Below are 24213 nucleotides of genomic sequence, written 5' to 3'. Positions count from 1 at the left end.
CCATTTTTTATTATATCAAGGTTACTAAATCATTAATGATCGTCAAACCGACATCATCGTTCATCATGAGTAACGATTCCGGGTGGAATTGCACCCCAAAAACAGGCTGTGTCTTATGTTCTACCGCCATCGGAATCCTTTCGTCAGTATACGCTGTCACGGCCAAATCTTCTGGAATATCACCCGCATACAATGAGTGGTAGCGACTCACAGCCATTGATTTTGGGAGCTTGTGAAACAGTTTTGACGCCTGGCTTGTTGTGACGGTTGTTTGTTTCCCATGTGTGGGTGTGATCATTGTATCAATCCCGCCGCCAAAATATTCAACAATACCTTGCATACCGAGACATACACCGAATATTGGAAGGTTATGCTCTAGACTAAGCTTGATCGTTGTCTGCATGTCGAAATCATCCGGTCGCCCAGGACCTGGTGACAGCACAACACCATCAAAAATATTCGCATGTGATAACAGCAATTGCTGTGCCTGGCTCTGCCTAACCGTTTGTACGGTTGCCCCTGTTTGGCGGAAATAATTGGCCAATGTATGAGTGAATGAATCTTCATGGTCAACAAGTAACAATGTCTTCCCGATACCGCCGGTCAGTTTTTGTAAATCAGATCCGTCATCAGCAGTGGACGACTGTTCGTTCCGGACCGTTTTTAACATCGCCTGGGCTTTGGTTAAGGTTTCTTGCTCCTCATCATCAGGTACAGAATCATGGAGTAAGGTTGCACCCACTCTTATTTCGGCTAAACCATGTTGTAAGCGGATCGTTCTGAGTGTTAAGCCCGTATTCATATCACCATTAAATTTCATATAGCCAACCGCACCGCCATACCATTTCCGCGGCGATGCTTCATGATCCTCGACCCACTGTATGGCGGCTCGTTTCGGTGCTCCAGTCACTGTGACCGCCCACATATGGGTTAAGAACGCGTCCAAAGCATCATATCCCGATTGAAGCTTGCCTTCCACATGATCGACAGTATGGATCAGGTGCGAATACATCTCTATTTGCCTGCGACCGATAATATTGACAGACCCTGGCTCACATATCCGTGATTTATCATTACGATCAACATCCGTACACATCGTGAGTTCGGTTTCGTCTTTTGTTGAATTCAGCAATTCCCGAATTCGATCCGCATCTTCTACAGCATTTCGACCTCTTTTTATCGTTCCAGAGATTGGGCATGTCTCCACTCGATCCCCTTCAACCCGAACGTACATCTCTGGACTCGCACCGATTAAATGTTCATCACCTAGGTTGATTAAAAATCCATATGGGCTTGGATTCAGGTCTAATAGCCGGTCAAAAATATCGGCTGGATCATCCTTACACGGTTCATAAAGCGTTTGGGATGGGACCACCTCATATAAATTCCCTTGGTAAAACGCCTCTTTAGCCTGCCTGGCAATGCGAGCATAATTGCCTGATTCATAAGATTTAACATCTTGATAAACGGGTGGAGTCGCTTCTGTCAACGGATGATGACGCAATAGACCTTTTGTGCTGATTGTTTGATAGGAAAATTCATAAGTTAACTCATAAGCCGCATCCATCTGGTGGTCAACGACGGTTAACTGGTCGGGTAAAAACAGTGTGATGTCCGCTTGATCAGCGTCACGTTGTTGGGTTTGTGGGATGGATTCAAATTGAAAGACTAAATCGTAACCGAATGCCCCATATAAACCTAAATAATCATCTTCCGTCGAGTAAAATAATGCACTTATGGCACGAATCACCGTAAACACTGATGGTTGCTTACTCCGTTGTTCTTCAGTAAACAGTTCCTCAGTTTCCCCAACATATCCCGATAATGTCGTCCGTGTCACCCGCAGGCTGTCAATGTCAGAAGTTGTTTTTAGACTATCTGCCATTGCCTGTAGTAACACTTCGCCACGTTCATTCAACGCATTAATGACAAACTGCCTCTCATAACCTTTCAATTCAATCGGCGGGTCGACGAAACCGATATCCCATCTAGTATATCGACCTGGGTATTCAAAACGACTAGTGAATAGAGCGCCCTTATGCTGATTCAGGGCCGGTAACAGATCTTTTTGCGCATGATCTTTACTGATGGGGACGTGCGTCCGTTCGACCTCGATGTAACCAGAAGTCTCATACTTAGTGGTTTCAGTAGTAGCAGAAAAATTAGATAATAAACTCAAAAAAATGTCCTCCTTAACTTGAGGAGAACAGGAAAAGCAATATCTTCCTTGTCTCATCTCACGCTCATCTCTTAATCTCAAAAACTAAGCTAATCCTGTCTCAACTCATCTAGCGGTTGTTAGCTATTTTAGAATAAAAATGGAAAGATTTCAAATAAAATTTGGGGTGAGGGATGAAAGGAGAGCACGTCCCTATTCAAATTTATACCCACCCTTTTAAATGGATTGCTTTCGATGGGTTCCTAGTGTTAATATCTTATCCCATTTTCCATCTTTCATCCATAAGGCAACGGTCTCAATGTCTTTTGAAAAAACACGGTCTTTTGTAATAGCCTCCACGACGTCACGGGCCTTTCTATGAATCTTGCGTGTGTGCGGAGCCATTTGATCCATACCTTGAATCTCTGTGGCCTGAAGTGCACAAATCAATTCAATCGCAACGACGTTTCTTGTATTAGCAACGATCTGTAAAGCATGTCTTGCGGCAATCGTACCCATACTCACGTGGTCTTCTTGATTAGCTGAAGACGGAATGGAATCGACACTTGCCGGGTGGGCGAGTGTTTTATTTTCGGACACTAGTGAGGCTGCAGTATACTGCATGATCATTGCCCCGGATTCTAGTCCTGGCTTTGCACTCAAAAACGGCGGTAAATCATTTAACTGAGGGTTAACAAGGCGTTCAATACGTCGTTCTGAAATATTGGCAAGTTCGGCAACAGCAATCCCTAAGAAATCCATCGCCAACGCGATCGGCTGACCGTGAAAATTGCCACCCGAAATGACTTTTTCCTCATCAGCAAAAATGAGTGGATTATCCGTTGCCGCATTCATCTCAATTTCGAGTTTTTCTTTGACATAGTTCATGGTTTGCCATGTTGCGCCATGGACTTGAGGAATACAACGCAGCGAATAAGCATCCTGAACACGGATGTCTCCTTGTCTCGTGATGAGTTGACTCCCAGTTAGATATTGACGCACTCTTTCAGCAACATCGACTTGTTCTTGATAACCCCTTGCGATATGGAGATCCTCATCAAAAGCGTCGATGATACCGCGTAATCCTTCCATTGTCATTGACGCGACTGCCTCAGTTTGCTGGGCAAGTTTTTCCGCTTCCAAATAGGCAACAACCCCAACCGCTGTCATTGCCTGCGTACCATTAATGAGGGCTAGGCCTTCTTTGGCACTCAATGTTATCGGCGTGATGCCTACAGCGCCAAAGGCTTTCATTGTCGGCATGCTTTCACCCTGGTAAAAAACGTCCCCTTCCCCGATTAACACAAGGGCTAAATGAGACAGTGGAGCAAGGTCGCCGCTTGCCCCGAGTGACCCCTGCTCGGGCACGACGGGATGAATGTGTTCATTAAGTAGTACCAACAGTTTTTCGATCAGCTGTTTGCTTACACCCGAATATCCCTTTAAGAGGGCATTGACTCTCAATAGAATCATTGCGCGGCTAACGATTTCAGGAAACGGCTCGCCGACACCGCAAGCATGGCTTCGAATCAAATTTAACTGTAAATCTTCGACATCGTCTCTTTCAATTAATACATCACTCATCTTGCCAAATCCGGTATTAATACCATAAACGGTCTTACCATCACGAACAACATTTTCTACAGCTTGACGGCTTTTGTTAGCACGCTTCCAGCTCTCATCTGAAGCCTGTACTTTCTCTTTCTCAAACAGCACTTGTTTGACGTCATTTAATGTTAATGAATGCCCATCCAATATCATCATTGTCTAGGTCCAGCTCCTCTCGCTTCACCGTAATAAAGTAACAATAAAAAAAGAGGTTATACCGACGAAATCACAGTGATTTCATCAATACAACCCCTATTAACCCGTGTATCGGTTTCTTTACCAAAGGCAACTAATATCGCCCGCTTACCGATTTGCCGATTATCGTATATAGACATTGCCATTCACACTCTCCAATAATCTAATAACTGCTTTTATTGTAATCGGTTTCAAATGGAAAGTCAATGAATTTATCCCATATTTTAGTGTGTTAACACAATAATAATTTATTGAGTTAATTTTTCAGTGTACTGAATTAAAGCCAAAATATTCTTTTAACAGGGTATTTCTACCTTCTTTATCCCAATGAAAGACATTCCTAGAGTATTCTAAATAACAGGGTAGTCAATTCGATAACTGTTGCCCAGCTACTAAAACCAGCTTTTATAAAAGCTGGTTGCGTTAAAACTCAATTGATTTGGAATGATAACAATTTGTTAGAAAAGTCCCTTCAAAGGGCTTTGTTTTCTTCTCAAGGTCTTTACAGTAGTCAGTATAAACTTTATCCCTCGAGTTTTTAATTCTTGTGCTGTCAGCACGATAATAAATGAGGTCTCCGTTAAATTGATATTCCTTAATTAATGTGCCGCTAGGGAAGAATTGAACAAACCGGATAAAATCTGGTTTATTATTCCTTACGTTTGCCATAAACTGATTAATTTTTTCTCGTTGTTTTTGCGTTATATGCTCTGGTGTAATATCGCCATTCTCTAAGGCATCCTCTCTGCTGTAATTTTCAGGAACTTTATCTGTTAACTTTTTACCGAAATTTTTGATCTGCTCTTCAAACGTTGCATGATTAACTTTATCGTCTTTAGCAGATGCTTTTTCATAACCTAACGCAAATGTGTTTATTAAAACAAATAGGATTATTCCTATTCCAAGCATTCGCTTTTTCAACTTAATACCTCCATATAAAGACGGTTATATCAGAAAATCGCTTCACTAATACGGGGGTTATGACCAAGATGTACCCCTATATACGAAGTGTCTATTCTAATAACCATTTGGTCCATTTGAACTTTTTTGTCAAGCTCACCTACATGGACGATCATTTCTATTTGAAATCACTCATCATCATGATCATTTATTATCTTTTTCCAGTTAATCTCTTAATATTCACAATATAACCCTTAACACATAAAAGAATCCCCAAGGTCATATGTCCCTTGGGGATTCTTCCTCTATTTTATTTCCAATGTCCGCAATCGGTTCAAACTCGCAGCAATTTCAAAACGTCTTGGACGCGCCAGTTCACCGGGATGTCCTTTATAGGCGCCGAATGTATCTAGGCCTTTATCATCCATGGCTTCCTCCACTTGATCCAACCATTCCGATAAAGTCCGATTTTGTTTAAAGGTCTGTTCTTTCGCGACGCTGCTTAAAATTTCCGCAATCATCCGTGTTTGACTATCTTCAACGATTTGTTCGACGTGACTCAAGGCGATGGTTGTCTTACCCAATTGAATCGTGTACTTACTCCGGGTTTTGACTTTGTTCTTCCGGTCATTCAACATAGCCACACTTTTTTCTGTTGGCGTACGCGCTTGAATATCACCAAAACCAGAGCCGCCTTCTGATTGCCGTTGATACACGATATCTTTAGCAATTGATTTCGCTTGATCAGTCACATCATAAGGAACATATTTATCCATTTGAATCACTTGATCAGCCACATCAAAATAATCGCCGGCACCGCCCATAACAAGAATCGTTGAGACACCGTAGTCAGCATACAATTGTGTCACTTTATCAATAAACGGCGTAATCGGTTCTGTTGCTTTGGCCACAAGTGCTTGCATACGGGCATCGCGGATCATAAAATTCGTTGCACTCGTATCCTCGTCAATGAGTATCGTTTCCGTTCCTGCTTCCAAAGCTTCAATAATATTAGCCGCTTGTGATGTACTCCCGCTGGCATCTTCACTTGTAAAACTCGCGGTATCTTTATCATACGGTAAATCATTGATAAACGGTGAAATATCAACTTTTTCAACACTTCGTCCGTCTTCTGCCCTGATTTTCACAGCTGTCGGATCGGTACAGACAAACTCCCTGCCATCGCCTTCAATATGGTCATAAACACTTTTCTGCAAGGCTTCTAACAAAGTACTTTTGCCGTGGAAACCACCGCCGACAATCAATGAAATCCCCTTAGGAATCGCCATACCGGTCAAAGGCTTGTCTCGGTAAGGAATATCAATACTTACCTTCATTGATTCAGGACTTTCAAATGGCACAACTTTTCCTTTTTGGAGCGGACGGTCGTTGACACCACTTGCACGAGGGAGAATCGCGCCATCAGCGACAAACGTTATGTATGAATGATCTTGCATATATTGTCTGATAGCTTGCTGTTGATCCGCTAACTTTGTCACACGATCAACCTCAGATGCTTGAATTGATAAAACCGACTGCCTGATCACGTTCGGTAATAATGTTAAAAATATTTTCTCAGCTTGTTGTCCAAGAACGCGTCGCCCCTGAGCTGGCAAACCTACGGACAAACAGACAATGATACTTTTAGGAGTCAATGTCACGGCTGTCCGCTCAATCACTTCCTGTCCCGGTACGTCAATGGTCAACAAACCACTTTTTCCAGAGCCTTTTATACTTCCGGACTCTTTTTTAATCGCACGGTCAATGAACCGCGTAATGTCGTCTTCACTGGCCACTTTTCGAGACTTCGTCGCCGTGGCTTCATCACCAAAAGCTGATGTCTCCCTCGGTATAATCACCCGGAATTTTGATGGGCTGGCGAAAGGGTCCCCTTGGACATAATCAATCGCCAACTGATAATCCGGAAAACGATAATTCCCCTGGATATCTTTATAAGCCTTATACCCTTTACCATCAATTCGTTTGAGGGTGGATTTCAACTGTTGCATGTGCGTCGCCTCCTCTTTTTCCATTCCACCTTTTAATTTAAACCATATTTTACGCTCAAATCAAACAAAGGGAGGCTATCAGAAACAAAAAACGCCCTCAAATGAGAGCGTTAGCATATTAAGCGTTTTTAAATTCTTTCTGCCATTGTTCAGCCAATTGAATAAATATATCTAAAATCTCAGGATTTTGCATCGAGCCTTTATTGGCAGCCTTATTAGCAGGGACGCCGCTTAGTATTCTTTTTACCGGAACCTCAAGTTTTTTACCGTTGATTGTCCTAGGGATATCATCGACCGCATAGATCTCATTCGGAATATGCCGCGGTGAACATCCATCTTTAATATTTTGTTTGATTTTCCCTTTCAATGCATCATCCAGTTCTGTTTGGTCCTCTAACGTGACAAACAGTGGCATGAATGACCGACCCTGTGATTGTTTGACATCAACGATGAGACTATCGGTAACTTCTGAAAGCCCTTCGACAACGCGATAAATTTCACTTGTTCCCATACGGACACCGCCGCGGTTAATGGTTGCGTCTGAACGACCGTAAATCACACAGCTACCGCGGGAGGTGATTTTAATATAATCGCCATGCCTCCAGATGCCTGGATAGACATCAAAATAGCTATCTTGGTATCGCTCTCCGTCAGGATCATGCCAAAAATAAATTGGCATAGACGGCATGGGTTGAGTGATTACGAGTTCCCCGATATTTTCAAAGAGCGACTGACCATCATCATCATAAGCCTCAACAGCACACCCAAGACCGCGGCATTGCAGTTCACCCGCATGAACAGGTAATATAGGACAATTGAGGATAAAGGCCGTACACATATCCGTTCCACCACTTACAGAGCCAAGCGCCAAATCTTGTTTGACATTCTCATAAACCCATGAGAAGCCCTCAGGCGGCAGCGGAGAACCTGTTGAACCGATACTTTTTAAACGGCTTAAATCAAAGGTTTTGCCCGGTTCGAGACCGGCTTTCATACAGGCCGTCAAATAACCAGCACTTGTACCAAATACGGTAATCCCCGCATCCTCGACAAACTGCCACATAGCATTCAGATCAGGGTCATTGGGGCTGCCATCATATAAAACGATGCTGGAACCTGTGAGCAATCCACCAACTAATAAGTTCCACATCATCCACCCCGTTGTCGTGTACCAAAAGAAGCGATCGTCATTTTTGAGATCACTATGCAAGGTTAGGGCTTTAAGATGCTCCAATAAAATACCGCCCTGGCTTTGCACAATCGCTTTGGGAATACCTGTCGTTCCAGACGAATATAAAATCCATAAGGGTTGATCAAACGGCACATGAGTAAAAGAGAGAGTGTCTGATGCATAGGTTGCTAACATGTCATCCCAAAACATCGCATTCTTCAGTGCCTTAATATTGGGCTGTGATTTTAAATAGGGAACAACAATCGTATGCTCCAGACTCGGAATCGCTTGCTGAATCTCGCGAATAACAGACATCCTATCGTAATCTTTACCCGCAAACCGGTAACCATCAACCGTCACCATGACCTTGGGTTCAATTTGTTTAAAGCGGTCAACCACACTGCGAGAACCGAATTCCGGTGAACAGCTTGACCATATTGCACCGATGCTGGCACACCCAAGAAAAGCGACCACGGCCTCCGGAATATTAGACACATAGGCTACAACACGATCCCCTTGCTCGACACCGATTTGCTTCAATGTATTAGCAAATGCTGCCGTTTGTCGGTGCAATTCATCCCATGTCATCGAGTCTTGAACACGTAGTTCTGATGCATGGATTATCGCCTCGCCATCATCCTTCATATTGCGGAATACATGTTCAGCATAATTCAGCCTTGCTCCAGGAAACCATTGTGTCGCAGGCATAGGATCATCACTCATAACCTGCTCATAAGCAGTCGATGTTTGGATATCGAAATAATCCCAAAGTGAAGCCCAAAATGATTCAGGTCCATTCACAGACCATTCCCATAGTTCTTGATAGGTTTTGACATCTATTTTTTTCTCAGTTTTAAGCCATTTCATATAATCGGCCATGTTCGTTTCATTGATCCATTCTTGCGACGGTTGCCACAGCAAATCCCCTTCAGTTGTCACACAGCGTCCCTCCAGTTTGTAAGAACATAAGTCCAGTTGTTTTTAGAAATTTAATTCATTTTGGATTACTTTAATTATAAGTAAGCCCAAAGCCTGTGTAAACCCTTTCAAAATTATGCTTGTAAATAGCTATTGATGAATAACCGATGACCTTATATAATATAATATACAAGGTTTTAGGCGTTCCGAACTTTACTAACTACCAAGCATTTAACATTTTCATAATACCGGGATGTAGCTCAGCTTGGTAGAGCGCAGTGCTGGGGGCGCTGAGGTCGCAGGTTCAAGTCCTGTCATCCCGATTCAAGAACATTATTTAGCATATTATGTGTCTCCATTTAACCTTCATTGAACTGACTGGAATTTTCAAGACAGAATGAATCTAAAATATTTAATTCATTAAACAAAAGATCCGTATCACTATTAAAGTTGATACGGATCTTTTTTTGGGTTGAGATATACTTTACAAATTGTTGCAAGCCTTCAAGTTCATTTATTTTGTTTTTCGTTCCGGTATGACAGGGACATTATCATAGTTTGGAATATCATGCTGATCAATTTTGAAATGTTTGTTATACAGTTCCGGATCTTGAATCGCCTCAGGTTCCGTCGACCTCCAAGAAAATAGGCATGTATGACACAAAAACATGTCCCATTTTCCGCTCACCGGAGATTCCGCGATCTTTTCTACTTTTTCGCTTTCACAACGCGGGCAAATTTTTTTCATGGCTCCAACCTCCTCACTTATTTACTCATCATGTCAGAAAGTATTTTTTCCCATTTCTTCGTATCCACCGGTTCGTCTAACTGTTGGGAATAATGGCCGCGATTTTCCGGTGCTTCAGGTGTTGTCGCATCAAGGATTATTTTGTCACTAATTCCTGCCGGTTCTGACCCAGGATCCAAAGGTGCAATTGAAGCATCCGGAATTGTGATGACATCGTGTTTTGGGTGCATCTTAGTTGATAGTGCCCACATGACCTGCGGCAAATTAAACGGATCAACCTCCTCATCAACAACAATCACAATCTTACAATAGCCAAGGCCATGATGGGTTGTCATTGTATGCATGCCAACAGCCTTGGCAAACCCGCCAAAGCGTTGTTTTGTGGAAACAATCGCAACAAATCCGTGGGTATACATGGCATTGACGGCCTCAATTTCATTTGGAAACGCTGCTTTCAAGTCTTTATAAATCGGGACACAGGTGTTAATTCCTACCATATAGTCCACTTCTGTCCATGGCATACCGATATACAAGTGTTCAAAGATCGGGTTTTTACGATGGTAAACCCGGTTAACTTGAATGACTGGCATTTTTCTTCCACCAGAATAATGACCAGTAAATTCTCCGAATGGCCCTTCTACTTCCCGTTCACCAGCAAGAATTTCACCTTCTAAAACGACTTCTGCTCCTCTCGGAAGGTCTAGATCCACAGTTTTTCCCTTTACGACCTTGTAGGGCTCTCCCTGAATGGCTCCTGCCATTTCATACTCCGATTGGTCATAACCAATCGGCGATCCGCCGATTGTCGTAATCACGGGTTCGTTACCAAGTGCGATGGCAACCGGAAGATTTTCTCCTTTTTCTTCAGCCATCCGTAAATGAATCGCAATATCATGCATTGGGACGGGCTGAATACCAAGACGATCTTTTCCTTTCACCTCCATACGGTAAATACCGACATTTTGTTTATCAAAATTGTCCGGATCGGATGGATCCTTAGAAATGACACAGGCTTTATCAAGGTAAGTCCCGCCATCTCCTCTATTCAGCCGGAACAGCGGCAGGATTTCAAACAGATTGATATCCTCAGTTATTTCGACTTCTTGGAATGGTGCTGTTTCTACCCGTTCTACCTCGACTGGATAATGATCCCATCTACGAGCAAATTCAAAAAATTGTTCCTTTACCGGTGTATCTTTCGGCAACCCCATCATCAACGCATGGTTGGGCCAAGATCCAATCACATTCATGGCTACTTGTGCATTCTCATACCCATTAATGTTGTTGAACAACATAGCAGGAGAATGTTCACCAAGATTCGTGATTGCCCTTCCGGCTGCTCCTAAATCCGGTTCGGGCATGACCTCATCTTTGATCGTTAACAACTGTTCTTCTTCTTTCAATTTATCCATATATTCTCTTAAATCTTGATAAGCCATGGTACTCCCTCCGATTATCGATTTTTTGTTGTAGCATGAATGCCGTTCCAACGTTTCGCTTCTTCGGTATCAAGACCGAATTGGTCCAACGTTCGAACCACTATGTGATTAACCAGATCGTCAATGGATTGAGGATGATTGTAAAAGGCGGGGACCGGCGGTAAAATCGTGACACCCATCCTTGACAGATCTAGCATGTTTTCAAGATGGATATCACTGAATGGCATCTCGCGTGTTAATAACACCAACTTTTTTCGTTCCTTTAAAAGCACATCAGCTGCTCTTGTCATTAAGTTATCAGCCAGGCCGTGCCGTATCGAAGCCAATGATTTCATGCTGCAAGGAGCGATAACCATCCCATCGACTTGGAAGGACCCGCTGGAAATTGAAGCAGCCAAATTTTTGGGTGAGTAAACATATGATGCAAGCTGTTTTATTTCCGACATCGTATAGGATGTCTCCAAATGAACGGTGACTTCAGCCCATTGGGATAAGATGAGGTGCGTTTCCACTCCCGCTCTTTGCAGGAACTCAAGCATTCGGATGCCGAAAATGGCTCCTGTTGCTCCGGAAATCCCCACAATTAGTCGCAAGCTGCTCCCTCCTTCCTTGCCTTTTATAAGTAGCAGACATTTCTTAGCCATAAAAATGACGCCGGGAGAACCCGGCATTCATTTTTAATGAGCCTTTCAACACTTAATGATGCCTCGAGGTATTCAATAACCAAACTGGGTCATATTTTTCAAAGTGATCTGTTTGCTCAGCAATCCCCGGCTCCATATCGTTGAAGTCGACAAAACCCAAATAATCCAATTGATAAGAAGAAGCTTTTTTCTCGTTTTCGAGTATTTCTTCAATCTTTGAGCGGGCTTCGTCTTTGTTATAGCCATCCGATGTACAAAATGTCATCCATGATTGGTCAGGAGATTCCGCCAAGAAAACATTACATTGTTTTTGTCCCATAATTTGAACTCCTTTCATGAAAATCTACCGGTATTGTTCACACGTCTTCATCTGTTTATGTGACATAGAACTCGTATTTGTAGTTTTTAAGAAGCAGCTCAAGACGACACATGAATATTACGACAAATCGAAAATCTAAGGAAGTAAAACAGTTATAAAAATTGACTCATACCTTTCCTAGTGTAAACATTTCCCTTAGCTTGCTTGAGCGTCGCTACTATAAGAAAGCTAACAATCACTAATAAGAGCCATGAACTCACCTTTCCTAGATGAACGAGACTCCATGCATCGGTTTGATTTGGATATTCCCAAGCTCCAAAGAAGGTTGCGATATTTTCGGCTATCCATATAAAAAATCCGATCAGCAGAAAAGAAAGAGCGAGTGGCATCCGGTAACGGGCTTCGCCAACTTCGTATGTAACCTTTGATTGCCAGAAGACGATCATGACAAGCCCAAATAGCCACAGGCGGACGTCAATCCAATAATGGTGGGTGAAAAAATTCAAATAAATTGCAGCTGCAAGAGGAACTACGACCAAAAACGGTGGCCACTTTACCAGTTCAACATTAAGCCTCCTCCACGCCTGACAAAGATAACTCGCTACACTTGCGTACATGAATCCGCTGTACAAAGGCACTCCAAAAATTTTGGAGTACCCTTCCTCTGGATAAGACCAAGAACCCATATGTACCTTAAAAAGTTCAAGAGCAAGTCCAATCAAGTGGAACAATGTGATAACCTTGAGTTCATCTCGTGTTTCAAGCCCAGAGCACACCATCCACCACTGCATAAGAAGGCAGATGATGAGGAGCCAGTCATACCGTGGTAGTAAGGGAAGTGGCATGATTTGTGTAAAAGCCAAAGAGGCAAAAATAACGACAGGAAACAAACATGATAGGGCCTGCTCCCAACCAAAACGAATGAGTTGTATTATTACTCTCATGATTTGTCCCTTCAAAGTTTTTTTCTGAGAATCATTTTGAATGAAGTTCATGAGTAACTCCTCTGTTATGAATGTGGATTCATTGAACGATTAATCTTAGGTGTCTTCATCACTTCGGTATTCTAAAATATCTCCAGGCTGACATTCTAAAGCCTTACAAATGGCCTCTAAAGTTGAAAGTCTAATGGCTTTTGCCTTTCCGTTCTTCAATATAGAAAGGTTAGCCATCGTTATTCCAACCCTCTCCGAAAGTTCTGTTACACTCATTTTCCTTTTAGCCAGCATCACATCTATATTGATTATCATTGCCATGTTATCACCTCAGACCGTCAAATCATTTTCTGATTTTATATCAATCGCTTCTTTTAACAGTTTTTGAAGAACAGCGGCAAAGACGGCAATCACCAATGAAGCAAAAATAATGACCATTCCGATTAATATGATACCTGGGGCGTCATCTTTCTCCCCCATGAGATAAAAGAGTGGCATGCCCACTACATACAGGATACTGATTGTAATTGCACAGTGTTTTATATTTTTTAATGCTCTTACAGATAATTCCGAGAACGCTTTGTTCTTATCAATATAGTGTAAAAGTTTAAAAGCTTGATATAGAGCAAAGTAAAAAGGAATCGCCGCTGCATACAAATCGATTAAAACGAGATATTTCATATAAGTCATATCTGGATACAATTCTGCTGCATAACTCGCTATCTCAGGCACTAAAAAGATGCACACAGCAAGAACTGGGAGTCCAATAAGAATAACAGCTATCTTTAAAAAGAACGTTGACACTCGTTTCACAGAAAGCACCTCACTTCGTTATTGTCAATTTGAATTTAACACATGTTTTATCGATTTACAATAAATAATTATTGTATTTAATTGCATTTATACTGTTATGGGAATCACTCAATTTCTAGACAAGACAAAAAGCATTCCTCATAACAAGGGAATGCTTCATAACTTTAAACGATTCAATTTATAACCATGCAACAAATCTGCTTCTTTAGTTTTAGTACATGAGTCAATTTCATCATTCAAGACTAAAGCAGAAAACCCAAACATTTGTCAGTGTGCTTGGCCTGTTGATATCTACTCTAGGCGGACGCCTTCCGCGGGCATGGCTTGAGCCTCATGCCCACAGGATGTGGGTAGGATCAGCGTTGTCACAGGACGTGACGCATTTAGCTGATCATCCTTGATCGCATTGCGGGGTCTCAAGACTCATGCTATTCCCGCAGGAGTCGCCGCCCGCCGTTCCAATCAACGATGTTAACGCGCTGAATTAACAAACATTAATACATTAGACCATTCGAGTGTTCGGATCAATGATGAATATAAGCATTTATGAAATTGACTCACATGAATGATTATTTAACTGTGCAGCCACAAAAAATCACTAAATCGTAGTTTTCTGTTAGATCATCCCACAATTCCATGGAAGAATGATAAACGTTCCCGAACGTTTCGCCATATATACATCATTAAAAGTTAAATAATGTTATAATTAAGTAAATTTACTTTAAAGGATGTCTTATTTGAATAAAAAATACAGTATATGCTCAGTTGCTTTAGTTGTTATCGGTTTGTTTATAGTAATTGAACCACTCTCGCCATTAGATTTATGGTCAGCAACAAGCTTGTCAGACTTTTTATCGGCGATTTTTGCTGGCATGGGTATATACATTATTGGAGTTATCCTTGGAGTTGTTGCTTTTGCAAGAAGAGAAAAAGGTTTTTTAAAATATGTATCAGTTGTTTCAGTGATCATCGGTATTTTCTTTGTTGGTATTGTAAATTAGATGACTAAATGACAATGGGTCTATACTGAAGGTAAACAATTGTGAAGAACGTGTACACCTATGTTGTGGGTCATAATAATTTTGACATTAAATACTCGTTGAAAAATGCACCATCGATTACAAGTGAATGTCTTTTCATACCTTCTATTTCAAATCCTGTTTTCTTATATAGAGCTACGCCTGCTTCATTTTGAGTGACGACTGTCAGCTCTAATCGTGAAATATTGTGATTGATGGCCCAGTCTTCTACGCGTTGAAAGAGCTTTGTTCCTATTCCTCGTCCCCTGTACTCTTCTAGAATACCAATAACAAGATACGCAGAATGTTTTGTTCTCTTTACACTTCCACCAATAACAACCAAATAGCCTACTAACTTTCCTTCTTCCTGTTCTGCAACAAATATTGTTGAATGACTTTGCTGTTCCATACGTTCTAATTGTTGACGTTGTTGTTCTATAGAAGTCTTTCTTTCTCCGGACTCCATAAGCATAAAATTAGCTTGAGTTTCAACTTGCTTAATTAAACATACGAAGTTTTCAGCATCTTCAGGTCTTATCTCTCTAATTAACATAAAGGCTGTTTTCGTAAACTTTGTTGCTATTTCAGAGGAGGGGTTGATTTCCGCTCCAGGATGCTCGCTTTCCGCGGGGCGGGCGGTGAGCCTCCTCGGCGCTCTGCGCCTGTGGGGTCTCACCTGTCCCGCTCCTCCCGCAGGAGTCTCGCACCTTCCGCTCCAATCAATAATTTTCGACATTTTAGCTGTCATAGGTCCTATTTAAAAAACAACACTCTTTTAGAAAAGAGCCAACATAAAAAACTCTCCCCCTCATTAATCGGGAAATTGGTTGACTTGTCTCTGTAACATCTTTCGTAACATCTTAATTTATCCTCTATGATTAAATTTCATCTTCAAATACGTGAAACCAAATAAAGTAATTGTTTGAGATATTGCTGCCCCTCGTACAACATATTTCATACCTTAACCCCATTATATACACATAAAAACCTTTCTACGTTAGGGTACTTTTCACCCAAACTTGTTATATTAAAACCCAACCTTCTATAAAAACCAACTGCGTCTTGATCGGTTTCAGCAGAAATCATACTCAACAAATGCTCTTGGCAGACAAACTTTATCATCTTGCCTCCTATCCCGTTTCCTCTTTCACTGGGAGAAACAGCAATATGTTTGATCTCACCTTTATTTGAATTGAAAAACTTAATGCCTATACAACCAACAAATGTTACTCCTTGCTCAAATCCATATAATTTTAAATGTTGAGAATGTTTATATTGCTCATATGATCCATCAACGTTCTCTTCGGAAGTAGCACAAGAGAGAAGGTTCTTTATTGAAGAAGGAATCGTTTTAGAGTTAATGGCTATCATGAAATGATCATCTCCGATCAATTGATATCCCCTAAACAAATAACAGCTTTAACAGAATTTCGTATCTTCATTTTTATCCATCCCTCGTTTTCAATTCCAACCTGTGCTTTAAGTACTTCTACTAAAAATTTCAATATCCTGCATGCATTGCTCGAAAAATGTCTTGTATTGTCGACAATAAATTAGCATAACTGGGTTCATATAGTAAGATGTTCAGAACATAAATTCAGAAATATATTGCGAATGCGAAAAATATGTAATATCATTCTTTTTATATTACTTTTTAAGGGGGCATTACATGAAAGCTTTAGAGCGTTTAAGTAATTTTGTTAGCAGTACATTTGCGGTATGGGTGATTTTATTTGCCATTTTGGGCTTTATGATGCCGGGCGGTTTCACGTGGATCTCTGCTTACATTGTTCCACTTTTAGGTATCATCATGTTTGGCATGGGTTTGACGCTGTCGACCCAAGACTTTAAGGAAGTCTTTAAGCGGCCAAAAGAAGTGGCAATCGGGGTATTGGCTCAATATACCATCATGCCATTGTTAGCGTTTTTGTTGGCCACCGTATTTGCGGTATCTCCTGAAGTTGCGGTTGGGATTATTCTTGTCGGCTGTTGCCCCGGCGGGACAGCGTCTAACGTTATGACCTATTTATCCAAAGGAGACACGGCATTATCCGTAGCGATCACTACGGTATCAACATTGTTGTCACCGATTTTAACGCCAGCACTTATATTATTATTTGCCAGCCAATGGTTATCGGTTTCAGTGACGTCCTTGTTCTTATCCATTATAAAAATTGTCATTCTTCCGATTATATTAGGATTACTAGTGAAAATGCTGTTGCGCGGAAAAGTTGAGGCGGGTGTCAAGGTTTTACCCCTTGTCTCTGTGATTGCTATTGTCGCTATCGTCGCCGCGGTTGTTGCGACGAATAATGAAAAAATAGCGAGCACCGGACTTGAAATCTTTGCGATCGTGATGCTTCATAATCTTCTTGGTTTGCTTGTGGGTTACGGACTAGCAAAGTTACTTAAGATGACCCCTGACAAACAAAAAGCTGTCTCCATCGAAGTTGGCATGCAAAACTCCGGGCTAGGAGCAAGCTTGGCGGTTGCTCATTTTTCCCCTTTAGCTGCGGTACCAAGCGCAATCTTCAGTGTGTGGCATAACTTATCTGGCCCTATTGTTGCGACGTTGTTTAGAAATAAAAAAAATAAATCAGTCGAAGCGTCAAAGTCAAATGAACCAAAGACTTTCAACTAAAGACATTAGGAATTTCATTAAGAGGTATGGGAGCTTCCCATATCTTTTTTAATGGGATCCGAGCACCAGCTGATTTCTTTTTCCAACTCACTTAACGTCAGCTCATGTAAATCACGACTGGCTTTTTTATAAATACCAGCTTTTTGAAGGATCTCAATATACGCTGCCTTCCTTTGCTCAACCGCTTTTCTAAGTTCAGTCATAGGCATTCTCCTCAACCCGTTTTGGTTCAAACTAATTATATAAATGACATAAACTGATTTCATTGAACCTGTTATAAGATTTCACGTGCTTTTATTAGATTGGCTATTTAAAGGCCATTGTTGTTTTTTGTGCCCTTCGTTGATGGGAGAGAAATGCGTGAGACTGCTGCGGGAACAGCAACAGCTGAAGACCCCGCAGGATATTCCTGTGGACATGAGGAGGTTTGAAGCGTTACCCGCGGAAAGCGAACCCCTTGAGGTGAAATCAACAGTCACGTTTAACAGAGCCATTAGATTAAAGAGGAATGCCCATACAGCTTGTCGAATGAAAAACTTGAATCGACATAACGAAAAAAAGAGTGGCCCGCAAGTATCATCCTTGCGGGCCACATTATAATGTTATTTTTGTTTCGCTATTTTAACCGCATTAAAAATACTCGCTCCAAGACCGCCCCAAATAATCACCATTCCGATAACCATCATTGTAATAGCGCCACCGCTCATATTAACTGACCTCCTTATCTTGCTTTTCTAGACCCGACTTCCATTTCACACTGGTAAAGATAAATCCGGCAATCAAAGTTAGAGCTAGCATAATCCAACCACAAATGATGAGGAACGACCATGGATAACCGCTATATTGCTCAGTCAAATCCGTATAGATGGATTGAGCCATCATAAACGTCATCAAGATAGGTGTTATCACCGTCAAACAGATGACCCACCAACTGCCAACCTTAATATCAGAAAGCGCATTGTTATATTCCTGTAGGTTCTTGACCTTACGCAATACCCAAGCAATGACAATGACTTCGACTAATCCAGCTAATCCGACGCCCATTGATAAGACAAAGTGATCAACGGTGTCTAAGAAATTAAGACCGCCTTGGGTGGCGTAAACTAGTGAAATAACGGCTGAAAGACCGCCGCCGATCGCGACTGCTTTTGTTCTAGAAATATTGAATTTCTCTTGAAAAGCGGCAATGTAAGTTTCGCATATTGAAATCAGTGATGACATTCCTGCCAAAACGAGTGATGCAAAGAACAAAAATCCGAATAATCCTGGTATACCGGGAATTTGATTAATGATTTCCGGAAAGACAGCAAACGCTAATAGGACACCTGAATTCACAACTTCTTCAACAGGCTGCCCAGTCGTATTGGCCATAAAACCGATGGCACTGAAAACACCAATACCCGCAAGTAATTCAAAACTGGAATTACTAAAACCAGCAATAAAGGCGTTATTATTGATATCAGATTTTTTAGGCAAGTAACTGGAATAAGTAATCATAATCGCAAAACAAATCGATAAGCTAAAGAAGATTTGACCATAAGCAGCAATCCATACATCCGCATTCGCAATTTGCGACCAATCCGGCTGAAACATCGCGTTCAATCCTTGCAGTGCTCCATCCAATGTCACAGCGCGAATAACGATAATTAAAAACAAGACAAGTAATGTCGGAATAAAAATTTTATTGGCAACTTCAATCCCTTTTCGAACCCCTTTAAATAACGTTCCTAATACAAGAACCCATACAATGATTAAAGGAATCAAAACGCTTGGTACAAGACTTCCAAACTGGCCGGCATCAACGAGCTTAAGATAGTCGCCTGTCAAGAATCCTGCTGTATCATTTCCCCATGAAAGATTAAAAGAAAAAATAGCGTATGCCATTGCCCAAGCAATAATAACAGCATAATAGGTTGAAATAATAAATGCGATAAAGACTTGCCACCAACCAAGCCATTCTGCTTTTTTATTCATTTTTCTGAACACTAATGGTGCCGACCCCCGATACCTATGACCGAGCGTAAATTCCATAATTAAAATCGGAATACCAGCCGTCAAAAGTGCAATTAAATAAGGCAGAAAGAATGCACCGCCACCATTGTCATAGGCAACGTAAGGAAAGCGCCATATATTGCCTAGACCAACTGCTGAACCGACGGCAGCCAATATAAACCCGGCGCGCGTCCCCCATTGCGAGCGATTTTCCATAGACTTTTGTCCTCCCCTATAAATAAGAATATAGTCCTAGATATTGCCAGAAGGTTATCTTGTTTTTGGCTTTTCTGACAATTTCGTTATTAGTATAGCTATTATGCGAGTAAATGTCAAAGCATTCCTATTTTATATTTTTAATACCATGGAGAACATTTCGGTTTACAAATAGGTATGAATTTACTATGATAATTTAGTACTATTAATCCGATATAATTGATAAGAATTGGAGGCTTTATATATGGCTATGAATCAATCAACGATGCAGACTAAGCAGCACCAGTTAAATCAGACAGTGCTGCCCCATCCACAGAAACTATTGATTGGTTGCGGTCTGGTTGTTGCTTTATTGCTGAGCTATGCGATTTTAAGTGTTGTCGACCTACGACAATTACTAACGTTTTGGCTTGGTATTGGTTTTGGTTATACATTATTCCATGCACGTTTTGGATTCACATCAGCATTTAGGCGGTTGTTAGCCGTTGGAAACGGTCAGGCGATGCGGGCACATATGATTATGCTTGCCGTTGCTTGTACATTATTCGCACCCATTCTAGCGAGCGGATTCGCCTTCTTCGGTCAGACAGCCACAGGTTATGTGTCTCCCGTTGGTTGGAGCGTGGTTGTTGGGGCCTTTATGTTCGGTATTGGCATGCAACTTGGCGGCGGCTGCGCATCAGGAACTCTCTATGCAGTTGGCGGTGGTCGTTCGGCTATGTTCATTACCTTAGCCGCTTTTATCGTCGGATCCTTTTTAGGAACCTGGCATTGGGGATTCTGGGTGAATGAACTACCGTCCTTCCCTGCAATTTCATTAGCTGAAAGCACAGGGCTTGGCTTTTTAGGTGCATGGATCGTTCAATTAGCTGTATTTGCCGTGATCTTTCTATTAACCTATGTCATCCGTAGAAAAAAACAACCGCCACAAATTAAACCATTACCGACAACAAGTGGCGTTAAACGGTTCTTCCGTGGGTCATGGCCGCTTTGGGCGGCAGCCATAGCGCTTGCTGTATTAAATGCTGTTACTTTAATGGTTCGCGGAAACCCATGGGGCGTCACATCCGCATTTGCTTTATGGGGAGCTAAAGCCGCACAGGCTGTTGGTATCGATGTGACACAGTGGACGTATTGGTCGGGCGCTAAGAGTGCATCTCTTGATCAATCAGTGCTTGCCCATTCGACAAGCGTCCTTGACTTCGGCGTCATTTTAGGAGCTTTTCTTGCTTCGGTTGCTGGTGGATTGTTTGCGATGAAAAAGGTTCCATTCAAGCGAGCGATCGCTTCCATTGTCGGTGGTCTTCTTATGGGTTATGGTGCTCGGATTGCCTTTGGTTGCAATATTGGTGCCTATTTTGGCGGTATCGCTTCTTTCAGTCTGCACGGCTGGGTATGGATGATTATGGCGCTAGCTGGTACTTTTCTTGCGCTATATATTAGACCTTTGTTCGGCATGTCTGTTCCAAAATCCAAAGACAGCTTCTGCTAGTCATCATAAAAATCCCGCATCCGCGGGGTTTTTATTTTTTGTTCACAAATCGTAAATATTACTATTTACATTACGCTTTTTCTTATATATACTATAATTCGTAATGATTATGATTTCGGATGTGACCTTATGACAAATGACAGTAAATCCATTATCGACGTTAGTAATGTTTCCTATACTTATGACAAACAACAAGTTTTAGATCATATCAATTTAACCATAAATAGCGGTGAGGTTATTGGCTTAGCCGGTCCTAACGGTTCTGGAAAATCCACTTTAATTAAAATTATTTTAGGATTATTACGAGATTACAAAGGGCAAGTCAACTTGTTTGACCAACCACAAAAGATATTTCGTCATTGGCATAAAATCGGTTATGTATCGCAAAAATCAAATAGTTTTAATTCTGGATTCCCCGCAACCGTGTATGAGGTCGTTGCCATGGGTTTATATAATCAAAAGAAAATATGGCACTGGTTAAACCGGCAGGATAAACTACAAATCCAAGAGACGTTGGCTACGGTCGGCATGGCTGCACACGCCAAACGGCCGATTGGTGAATTATCTGGTGGTCAACAGCAACGCGTTTTTATCGCCCGTGCTCTTGTCAGTGATCCCGATTTGCTGATTTTTGATGAACCTACCGTTGGGATTGACGAAGCGTCAGTCAAAGCTTTTTATGAACTGCTGACGTACCTGAAAGCGGCCCGGACATATACCATCCTACTCGTCACCCATGACATCGACGCTATGTCAGCCATCGTTGACCGCATCACTTATTTGAATCAAGGATCGGCACATGAGACATGCCAGATCAAAGAAGGTGACCCGGATGAATGCCATTGAAGCGTTTTTGACGTACCCCTTTTTACAACGTTCATTGTGGGCGGCTTTAATCATTGGCGGTTTCTGCCCGCTACTGGGAGCATTCATTGTTGTACGCAGACAGGCTTTGATAGCTGATGCAGTCTCCCATCTTGCTTTTACGGGACTAGCAAGCGGTTTTGCGATCAAATCTTTCTTTCCGGTATTTACTTTTATATCACCAACTTATTTTGCCATGGTGTTTGCCTTTCTAGGTTCATTTGTTTTTAAACCTTTATCAAAAGCGTTTCGATATTTTGAAGAACTATCCATTCCAGTCGTTTTATCAAGTGCTTTAGGATTAGGTATTGTTTTACTTAACTTTGCAGACGCTGTTAACACCGATCTAAATGCTTATTTGTTTGGAAGTTTGCTGACAGTAACCCGAGAAAAGTTGATGGTGATTGTCAGCTTGACTATGATTGTTGGTTGTCTCCTATATTTGTTTCGCCGTCCTTTGATCATTATAGCCTTTGAACGAGACACAGCATCATTGCTATCACGGAGGCAACAAAGTATAACCGAATGGTTATTTTTATTCATGACAGCAGGTGTCATCAGCGCCACGATGTTGATTGTTGGCGTGCTGCTTATTTCCGCAGTTGTTGTTTTGCCAGTTTTAGCAGCCTTAAACTACGCACGCAGTTTTCGGCAGTTGTTACTTTTTTCTGCCCTCTTTGGTGAACTCGAGTTATTAACCGGGATGATATCGGGATTCATGCTTAATTTGCCGCCTGGCGGTACGTTTGCCGTTTTAAGTTTTATTGTGATGACGGCAACAACGGTTCATAAACAAGGAAGAAAAAAAATGGGCAAACAGTTATCCCGAGGTTATGGGGGTGAGCATGGTGCTTGATTGGCTCACAGATTATGACTTTTTACTAGAAGCTCTTATTGTCGCGGTTATGATTGGTATTAGCGCTCCCTTAATTGGGGTTTTTGCCGTTACGAGACGGGTTGCTCATATTAGCGGGGCCTTATCACACATGACACTAGCCGGGATTGCCTTGGGGGCCGTCGTCGGAGACATCCTCCCTTTACCGACAGCCGTACCTCCGCCAGTCTACGGAACGCTCTTCGCGTTCGCAGGTGCCTTCCTTGTTGAATGGTTGCGTGATCATTTCAAAGGATTTGCTGACGCCGCTATCCCCGCTGTATTAAGCTGTGGTATTGGACTCGGAACAGTTATTTTCAATATCGTTGATGGTTATAATAATACGTTTTATAATGCTCTGTTCGGTAACTTGCTTGCCGCGACACATGGGGATGTTATAATGACAGTAATCGCAACGATAATGGCATTGGTTTTCATTATAATATTTTATCATACTATTTTGGTCACGACGTTTGATCGAGAATTAGCCAAGGTTAACCCTCAACGCTATCGATTGGGGAACGTATTGTTCACTTTGGTTTTATCCATTGTTATCTCTGTCTCGGTTCAAGTTGTCGGCGTCATGCTCGTTGCTGGATTGATGATTCTGCCCGCAGCTGCCTCATTAGTCATTGCGCATAGTTTCAAGCAACTCGTTCTCGTTTCCGTGATCACCGGCGAGACATCTGTATTATTGGGATCATTATTATCATTAGTTATTGACATTTCGACAGGCGGCGCGGTCATCATAAGTGCTGCTGTGATACTCTTATTCTTCATCCTATATCGGCATATACGGGTGAATGCTAAACGGGGGATGCTCCATGGAAGTCCAAAAGGCTCTTAATATTCTAAAAAAACACGGCTATAAGTACACAGATAAACGGAAAATGTTGGTTGAACTATTTGCTCAGGAAGATCGTTATTTGACCGCCAAAGATGTGCTGAGATATATGCAAACTGAATACCCTACACTCAGTTATGATACCGTTTATCGCAATCTATCCCTTTTTGAAAATATCGGCATTTTGGAAGGTACAGAGTTAAGTGGAGAAAAAAATTATCGTTATGCTTGTGGTCATCAGGGTCATCATCATCATCTCATTTGCACAAAGTGTGGCAAAACAGAGTTCATTGAATTTTGCCCAATGGAGACCATTAATGAGCATATCAATGACTTTGATATCAGCGGCCACAAATTTGAAATTTACGGTCACTGTTATCATTGTCAATCCTCATAGAAAATCACACACTAAAG

25 protein-coding genes and 1 tRNA gene are annotated in these 24213 nt (G+C 41.7%); 8 read left to right on the top strand and 18 right to left on the bottom strand.

What is annotated here, in order from left to right; all coding sequences use genetic code 11:
• Positions 1-10 precede the first annotated feature (10 nt).
• From B9Y89_RS13205 to B9Y89_RS13185, 6 genes are all read right to left on the bottom strand, one after another.
• Complete coding sequence (locus tag B9Y89_RS13205; RefSeq protein WP_217807189.1) at positions 11-2179, bottom strand: anthranilate synthase component I; 2169 nt, start codon at positions 2177-2179, stop codon at positions 11-13.
• A 216-nt stretch (positions 2180-2395) separates the two neighbouring features.
• Positions 2396-3922: a histidine ammonia-lyase gene (hutH, locus tag B9Y89_RS13200; protein ID WP_085523675.1), complete on the bottom strand. Its 1527-nt coding sequence runs from the start codon at positions 3920-3922 to the stop codon at positions 2396-2398.
• A 56-nt stretch (positions 3923-3978) separates the two neighbouring features.
• The gene (locus tag B9Y89_RS19390) at positions 3979-4107 is read right to left on the bottom strand and encodes a hypothetical protein (RefSeq protein ID WP_254901251.1); all 129 of its coding nucleotides are present in this window, start codon (positions 4105-4107) and stop codon (positions 3979-3981) included.
• A 277-nt stretch (positions 4108-4384) separates the two neighbouring features.
• Positions 4385-4882: a DUF4362 domain-containing protein gene (locus B9Y89_RS13195; protein WP_085523674.1), complete on the bottom strand. Its 498-nt coding sequence runs from the start codon at positions 4880-4882 to the stop codon at positions 4385-4387.
• A 284-nt stretch (positions 4883-5166) separates the two neighbouring features.
• A complete protein-coding gene (locus B9Y89_RS13190) occupies positions 5167-6870 on the bottom strand; it encodes an ABC-ATPase domain-containing protein (protein ID WP_085523673.1) in 1704 nt (567 codons plus the stop codon).
• A 118-nt stretch (positions 6871-6988) separates the two neighbouring features.
• On the bottom strand, positions 6989-8980 hold the full coding sequence (locus tag B9Y89_RS13185) for an acetoacetate--CoA ligase (protein ID WP_254901250.1): 1992 nt from the start codon (positions 8978-8980) through the stop codon (positions 6989-6991).
• Positions 8981-9208: 228 nt separating this feature from the next.
• Between B9Y89_RS13185 and B9Y89_RS13180 the strand changes: the two genes are divergently transcribed.
• Positions 9209-9282 (top strand) — tRNA-Pro (locus tag B9Y89_RS13180).
• Between the two features lie 191 nt (positions 9283-9473).
• On the opposite strand, the gene B9Y89_RS13175 is transcribed toward B9Y89_RS13180, so the two are convergent.
• From B9Y89_RS13175 to B9Y89_RS13145, 7 genes are all read right to left on the bottom strand, one after another.
• Positions 9474-9707, bottom strand: coding sequence for a non-oxidative hydroxyarylic acid decarboxylases subunit D (locus B9Y89_RS13175; RefSeq protein ID WP_085523671.1), 234 nt, complete (start codon positions 9705-9707; stop codon positions 9474-9476).
• A 17-nt stretch (positions 9708-9724) separates the two neighbouring features.
• On the bottom strand, positions 9725-11146 hold the full coding sequence (locus B9Y89_RS13170) for a non-oxidative hydroxyarylic acid decarboxylases subunit C (protein WP_085523670.1): 1422 nt from the start codon (positions 11144-11146) through the stop codon (positions 9725-9727).
• Positions 11147-11160: 14 nt separating this feature from the next.
• Positions 11161-11739, bottom strand: a complete 579-nt coding sequence (locus B9Y89_RS13165) for a non-oxidative hydroxyarylic acid decarboxylases subunit B (protein WP_441351488.1) — start codon at positions 11737-11739, stop codon at positions 11161-11163.
• A gap of 103 nt (positions 11740-11842) precedes the next feature.
• On the bottom strand, positions 11843-12109 hold the full coding sequence (locus B9Y89_RS13160; protein WP_085523669.1) for a hypothetical protein: 267 nt from the start codon (positions 12107-12109) through the stop codon (positions 11843-11845).
• Positions 12110-12261: 152 nt separating this feature from the next.
• Complete coding sequence (locus B9Y89_RS13155; RefSeq protein WP_085524738.1) at positions 12262-13053, bottom strand: DUF817 domain-containing protein; 792 nt, start codon at positions 13051-13053, stop codon at positions 12262-12264.
• Between the two features lie 96 nt (positions 13054-13149).
• Positions 13150-13365, bottom strand: coding sequence for a helix-turn-helix domain-containing protein (locus tag B9Y89_RS13150; RefSeq protein ID WP_085523668.1), 216 nt, complete (start codon positions 13363-13365; stop codon positions 13150-13152).
• Between the two features lie 9 nt (positions 13366-13374).
• Positions 13375-13857 carry a DUF2975 domain-containing protein gene (locus B9Y89_RS13145; protein WP_085523667.1) on the bottom strand — a complete coding sequence of 161 codons (483 nt, stop codon included), beginning with the start codon at positions 13855-13857 and terminating at the stop codon, positions 13375-13377.
• 737 nt (positions 13858-14594) lie between these two features.
• Here B9Y89_RS13145 and B9Y89_RS13140 point away from each other — a divergent pair.
• Positions 14595-14858, top strand: a complete 264-nt coding sequence (locus B9Y89_RS13140) for a hypothetical protein (protein ID WP_085523666.1) — start codon at positions 14595-14597, stop codon at positions 14856-14858.
• A gap of 70 nt (positions 14859-14928) precedes the next feature.
• On the opposite strand, the gene B9Y89_RS13135 is transcribed toward B9Y89_RS13140, so the two are convergent.
• Both B9Y89_RS13135 and B9Y89_RS13130 read right to left on the bottom strand, forming a co-directional pair.
• A complete protein-coding gene (locus B9Y89_RS13135) occupies positions 14929-15552 on the bottom strand; it encodes a GNAT family N-acetyltransferase (protein ID WP_369596733.1) in 624 nt (207 codons plus the stop codon).
• 278 nt (positions 15553-15830) lie between these two features.
• Positions 15831-16268: a GNAT family N-acetyltransferase gene (locus tag B9Y89_RS13130; protein ID WP_254901249.1), complete on the bottom strand. Its 438-nt coding sequence runs from the start codon at positions 16266-16268 to the stop codon at positions 15831-15833.
• A gap of 277 nt (positions 16269-16545) precedes the next feature.
• Between B9Y89_RS13130 and B9Y89_RS13125 the strand changes: the two genes are divergently transcribed.
• The gene (locus B9Y89_RS13125) at positions 16546-17517 is read left to right on the top strand and encodes a bile acid:sodium symporter family protein (RefSeq protein ID WP_085523664.1); all 972 of its coding nucleotides are present in this window, start codon (positions 16546-16548) and stop codon (positions 17515-17517) included.
• 17 nt (positions 17518-17534) lie between these two features.
• Here the strand turns inward: B9Y89_RS13125 and B9Y89_RS13120 are convergent, their stop codons facing one another.
• The 3 genes from B9Y89_RS13120 to B9Y89_RS13110 form a co-directional block, all read right to left on the bottom strand.
• A complete protein-coding gene (locus tag B9Y89_RS13120; RefSeq protein ID WP_139822804.1) occupies positions 17535-17720 on the bottom strand; it encodes a Fur-regulated basic protein FbpA in 186 nt (61 codons plus the stop codon).
• A gap of 399 nt (positions 17721-18119) precedes the next feature.
• Positions 18120-18224 carry a methionine/alanine import family NSS transporter small subunit gene (locus B9Y89_RS18810; RefSeq protein WP_139822803.1) on the bottom strand — a complete coding sequence of 35 codons (105 nt, stop codon included), beginning with the start codon at positions 18222-18224 and terminating at the stop codon, positions 18120-18122.
• 1 nt (position 18225) lies between these two features.
• The gene (locus tag B9Y89_RS13110; RefSeq protein ID WP_085523661.1) at positions 18226-19725 is read right to left on the bottom strand and encodes a sodium-dependent transporter; all 1500 of its coding nucleotides are present in this window, start codon (positions 19723-19725) and stop codon (positions 18226-18228) included.
• 244 nt (positions 19726-19969) lie between these two features.
• On the opposite strand from B9Y89_RS13110, the gene B9Y89_RS13105 reads away from it, so the two are divergent.
• The 5 genes from B9Y89_RS13105 to B9Y89_RS13085 all read left to right on the top strand — a co-directional run bounded on the left by B9Y89_RS13105 (position 19970) and on the right by B9Y89_RS13085 (position 24196).
• Complete coding sequence (locus B9Y89_RS13105) at positions 19970-21217, top strand: YeeE/YedE family protein (protein ID WP_085523660.1); 1248 nt, start codon at positions 19970-19972, stop codon at positions 21215-21217.
• Positions 21218-21346: 129 nt separating this feature from the next.
• On the top strand, positions 21347-22063 hold the full coding sequence (locus B9Y89_RS13100) for a metal ABC transporter ATP-binding protein (RefSeq protein WP_085523659.1): 717 nt from the start codon (positions 21347-21349) through the stop codon (positions 22061-22063).
• Positions 22050-22937: a metal ABC transporter permease gene (locus B9Y89_RS13095; protein WP_176222218.1), complete on the top strand. Its 888-nt coding sequence runs from the start codon at positions 22050-22052 to the stop codon at positions 22935-22937. The genes B9Y89_RS13100 and B9Y89_RS13095 overlap by 14 nt, the downstream gene beginning before the upstream one ends.
• A complete protein-coding gene (locus B9Y89_RS13090) occupies positions 22930-23802 on the top strand; it encodes a metal ABC transporter permease (RefSeq protein WP_176222217.1) in 873 nt (290 codons plus the stop codon). The genes B9Y89_RS13095 and B9Y89_RS13090 overlap by 8 nt, the downstream gene beginning before the upstream one ends.
• Complete coding sequence (locus B9Y89_RS13085; protein WP_085523656.1) at positions 23780-24196, top strand: Fur family transcriptional regulator; 417 nt, start codon at positions 23780-23782, stop codon at positions 24194-24196. The genes B9Y89_RS13090 and B9Y89_RS13085 overlap by 23 nt, the downstream gene beginning before the upstream one ends.
• Positions 24197-24213 lie beyond the last annotated feature (17 nt).

The sequence above is a fragment of the Tuberibacillus sp. Marseille-P3662 genome (assembly GCF_900178005.1).
Taxonomy (GTDB): Bacteria; Bacillota; Bacilli; order Bacillales; family Sporolactobacillaceae; genus Marseille-P3662.
This window is presented reverse-complemented; position numbering and strand designations above follow the sequence as displayed.

Excerpts from the sequence above, each read along its gene's own strand:
- B9Y89_RS13105 (WP_085523660.1), top strand. The coding sequence starts at position 19,970 with ATGGCTATGAATCAATCAACGATGCAGACTAAGCAGCACCAGTTAAAT.
- hutH (WP_085523675.1), bottom strand. The coding sequence starts at position 3,922 with ATGATGATATTGGATGGGCATTCATTAACATTAAATGACGTCAAACAA.
- B9Y89_RS13155 (WP_085524738.1), bottom strand. The coding sequence starts at position 13,053 with ATGAGAGTAATAATACAACTCATTCGTTTTGGTTGGGAGCAGGCCCTA.
- B9Y89_RS13170 (WP_085523670.1), bottom strand. The coding sequence starts at position 11,146 with ATGGCTTATCAAGATTTAAGAGAATATATGGATAAATTGAAAGAAGAA.
- B9Y89_RS13095 (WP_176222218.1), top strand. The coding sequence starts at position 22,050 with ATGAATGCCATTGAAGCGTTTTTGACGTACCCCTTTTTACAACGTTCA.
- B9Y89_RS18810 (WP_139822803.1), bottom strand. The coding sequence starts at position 18,224 with ATGAGCGGTGGCGCTATTACAATGATGGTTATCGGAATGGTGATTATT.
- B9Y89_RS13120 (WP_139822804.1), bottom strand. The coding sequence starts at position 17,720 with ATGACTGAACTTAGAAAAGCGGTTGAGCAAAGGAAGGCAGCGTATATT.
- B9Y89_RS19390 (WP_254901251.1), bottom strand. The coding sequence starts at position 4,107 with ATGGCAATGTCTATATACGATAATCGGCAAATCGGTAAGCGGGCGATA.
- B9Y89_RS13190 (WP_085523673.1), bottom strand. The coding sequence starts at position 6,870 with ATGCAACAGTTGAAATCCACCCTCAAACGAATTGATGGTAAAGGGTAT.
- B9Y89_RS13085 (WP_085523656.1), top strand. The coding sequence starts at position 23,780 with ATGGAAGTCCAAAAGGCTCTTAATATTCTAAAAAAACACGGCTATAAG.
- B9Y89_RS13160 (WP_085523669.1), bottom strand. The coding sequence starts at position 12,109 with ATGGGACAAAAACAATGTAATGTTTTCTTGGCGGAATCTCCTGACCAA.
- B9Y89_RS13175 (WP_085523671.1), bottom strand. The coding sequence starts at position 9,707 with ATGAAAAAAATTTGCCCGCGTTGTGAAAGCGAAAAAGTAGAAAAGATC.
- B9Y89_RS13125 (WP_085523664.1), top strand. The coding sequence starts at position 16,546 with ATGAAAGCTTTAGAGCGTTTAAGTAATTTTGTTAGCAGTACATTTGCG.
- B9Y89_RS13110 (WP_085523661.1), bottom strand. The coding sequence starts at position 19,725 with ATGGAAAATCGCTCGCAATGGGGGACGCGCGCCGGGTTTATATTGGCT.
- B9Y89_RS13150 (WP_085523668.1), bottom strand. The coding sequence starts at position 13,365 with ATGGCAATGATAATCAATATAGATGTGATGCTGGCTAAAAGGAAAATG.
- B9Y89_RS13100 (WP_085523659.1), top strand. The coding sequence starts at position 21,347 with ATGACAAATGACAGTAAATCCATTATCGACGTTAGTAATGTTTCCTAT.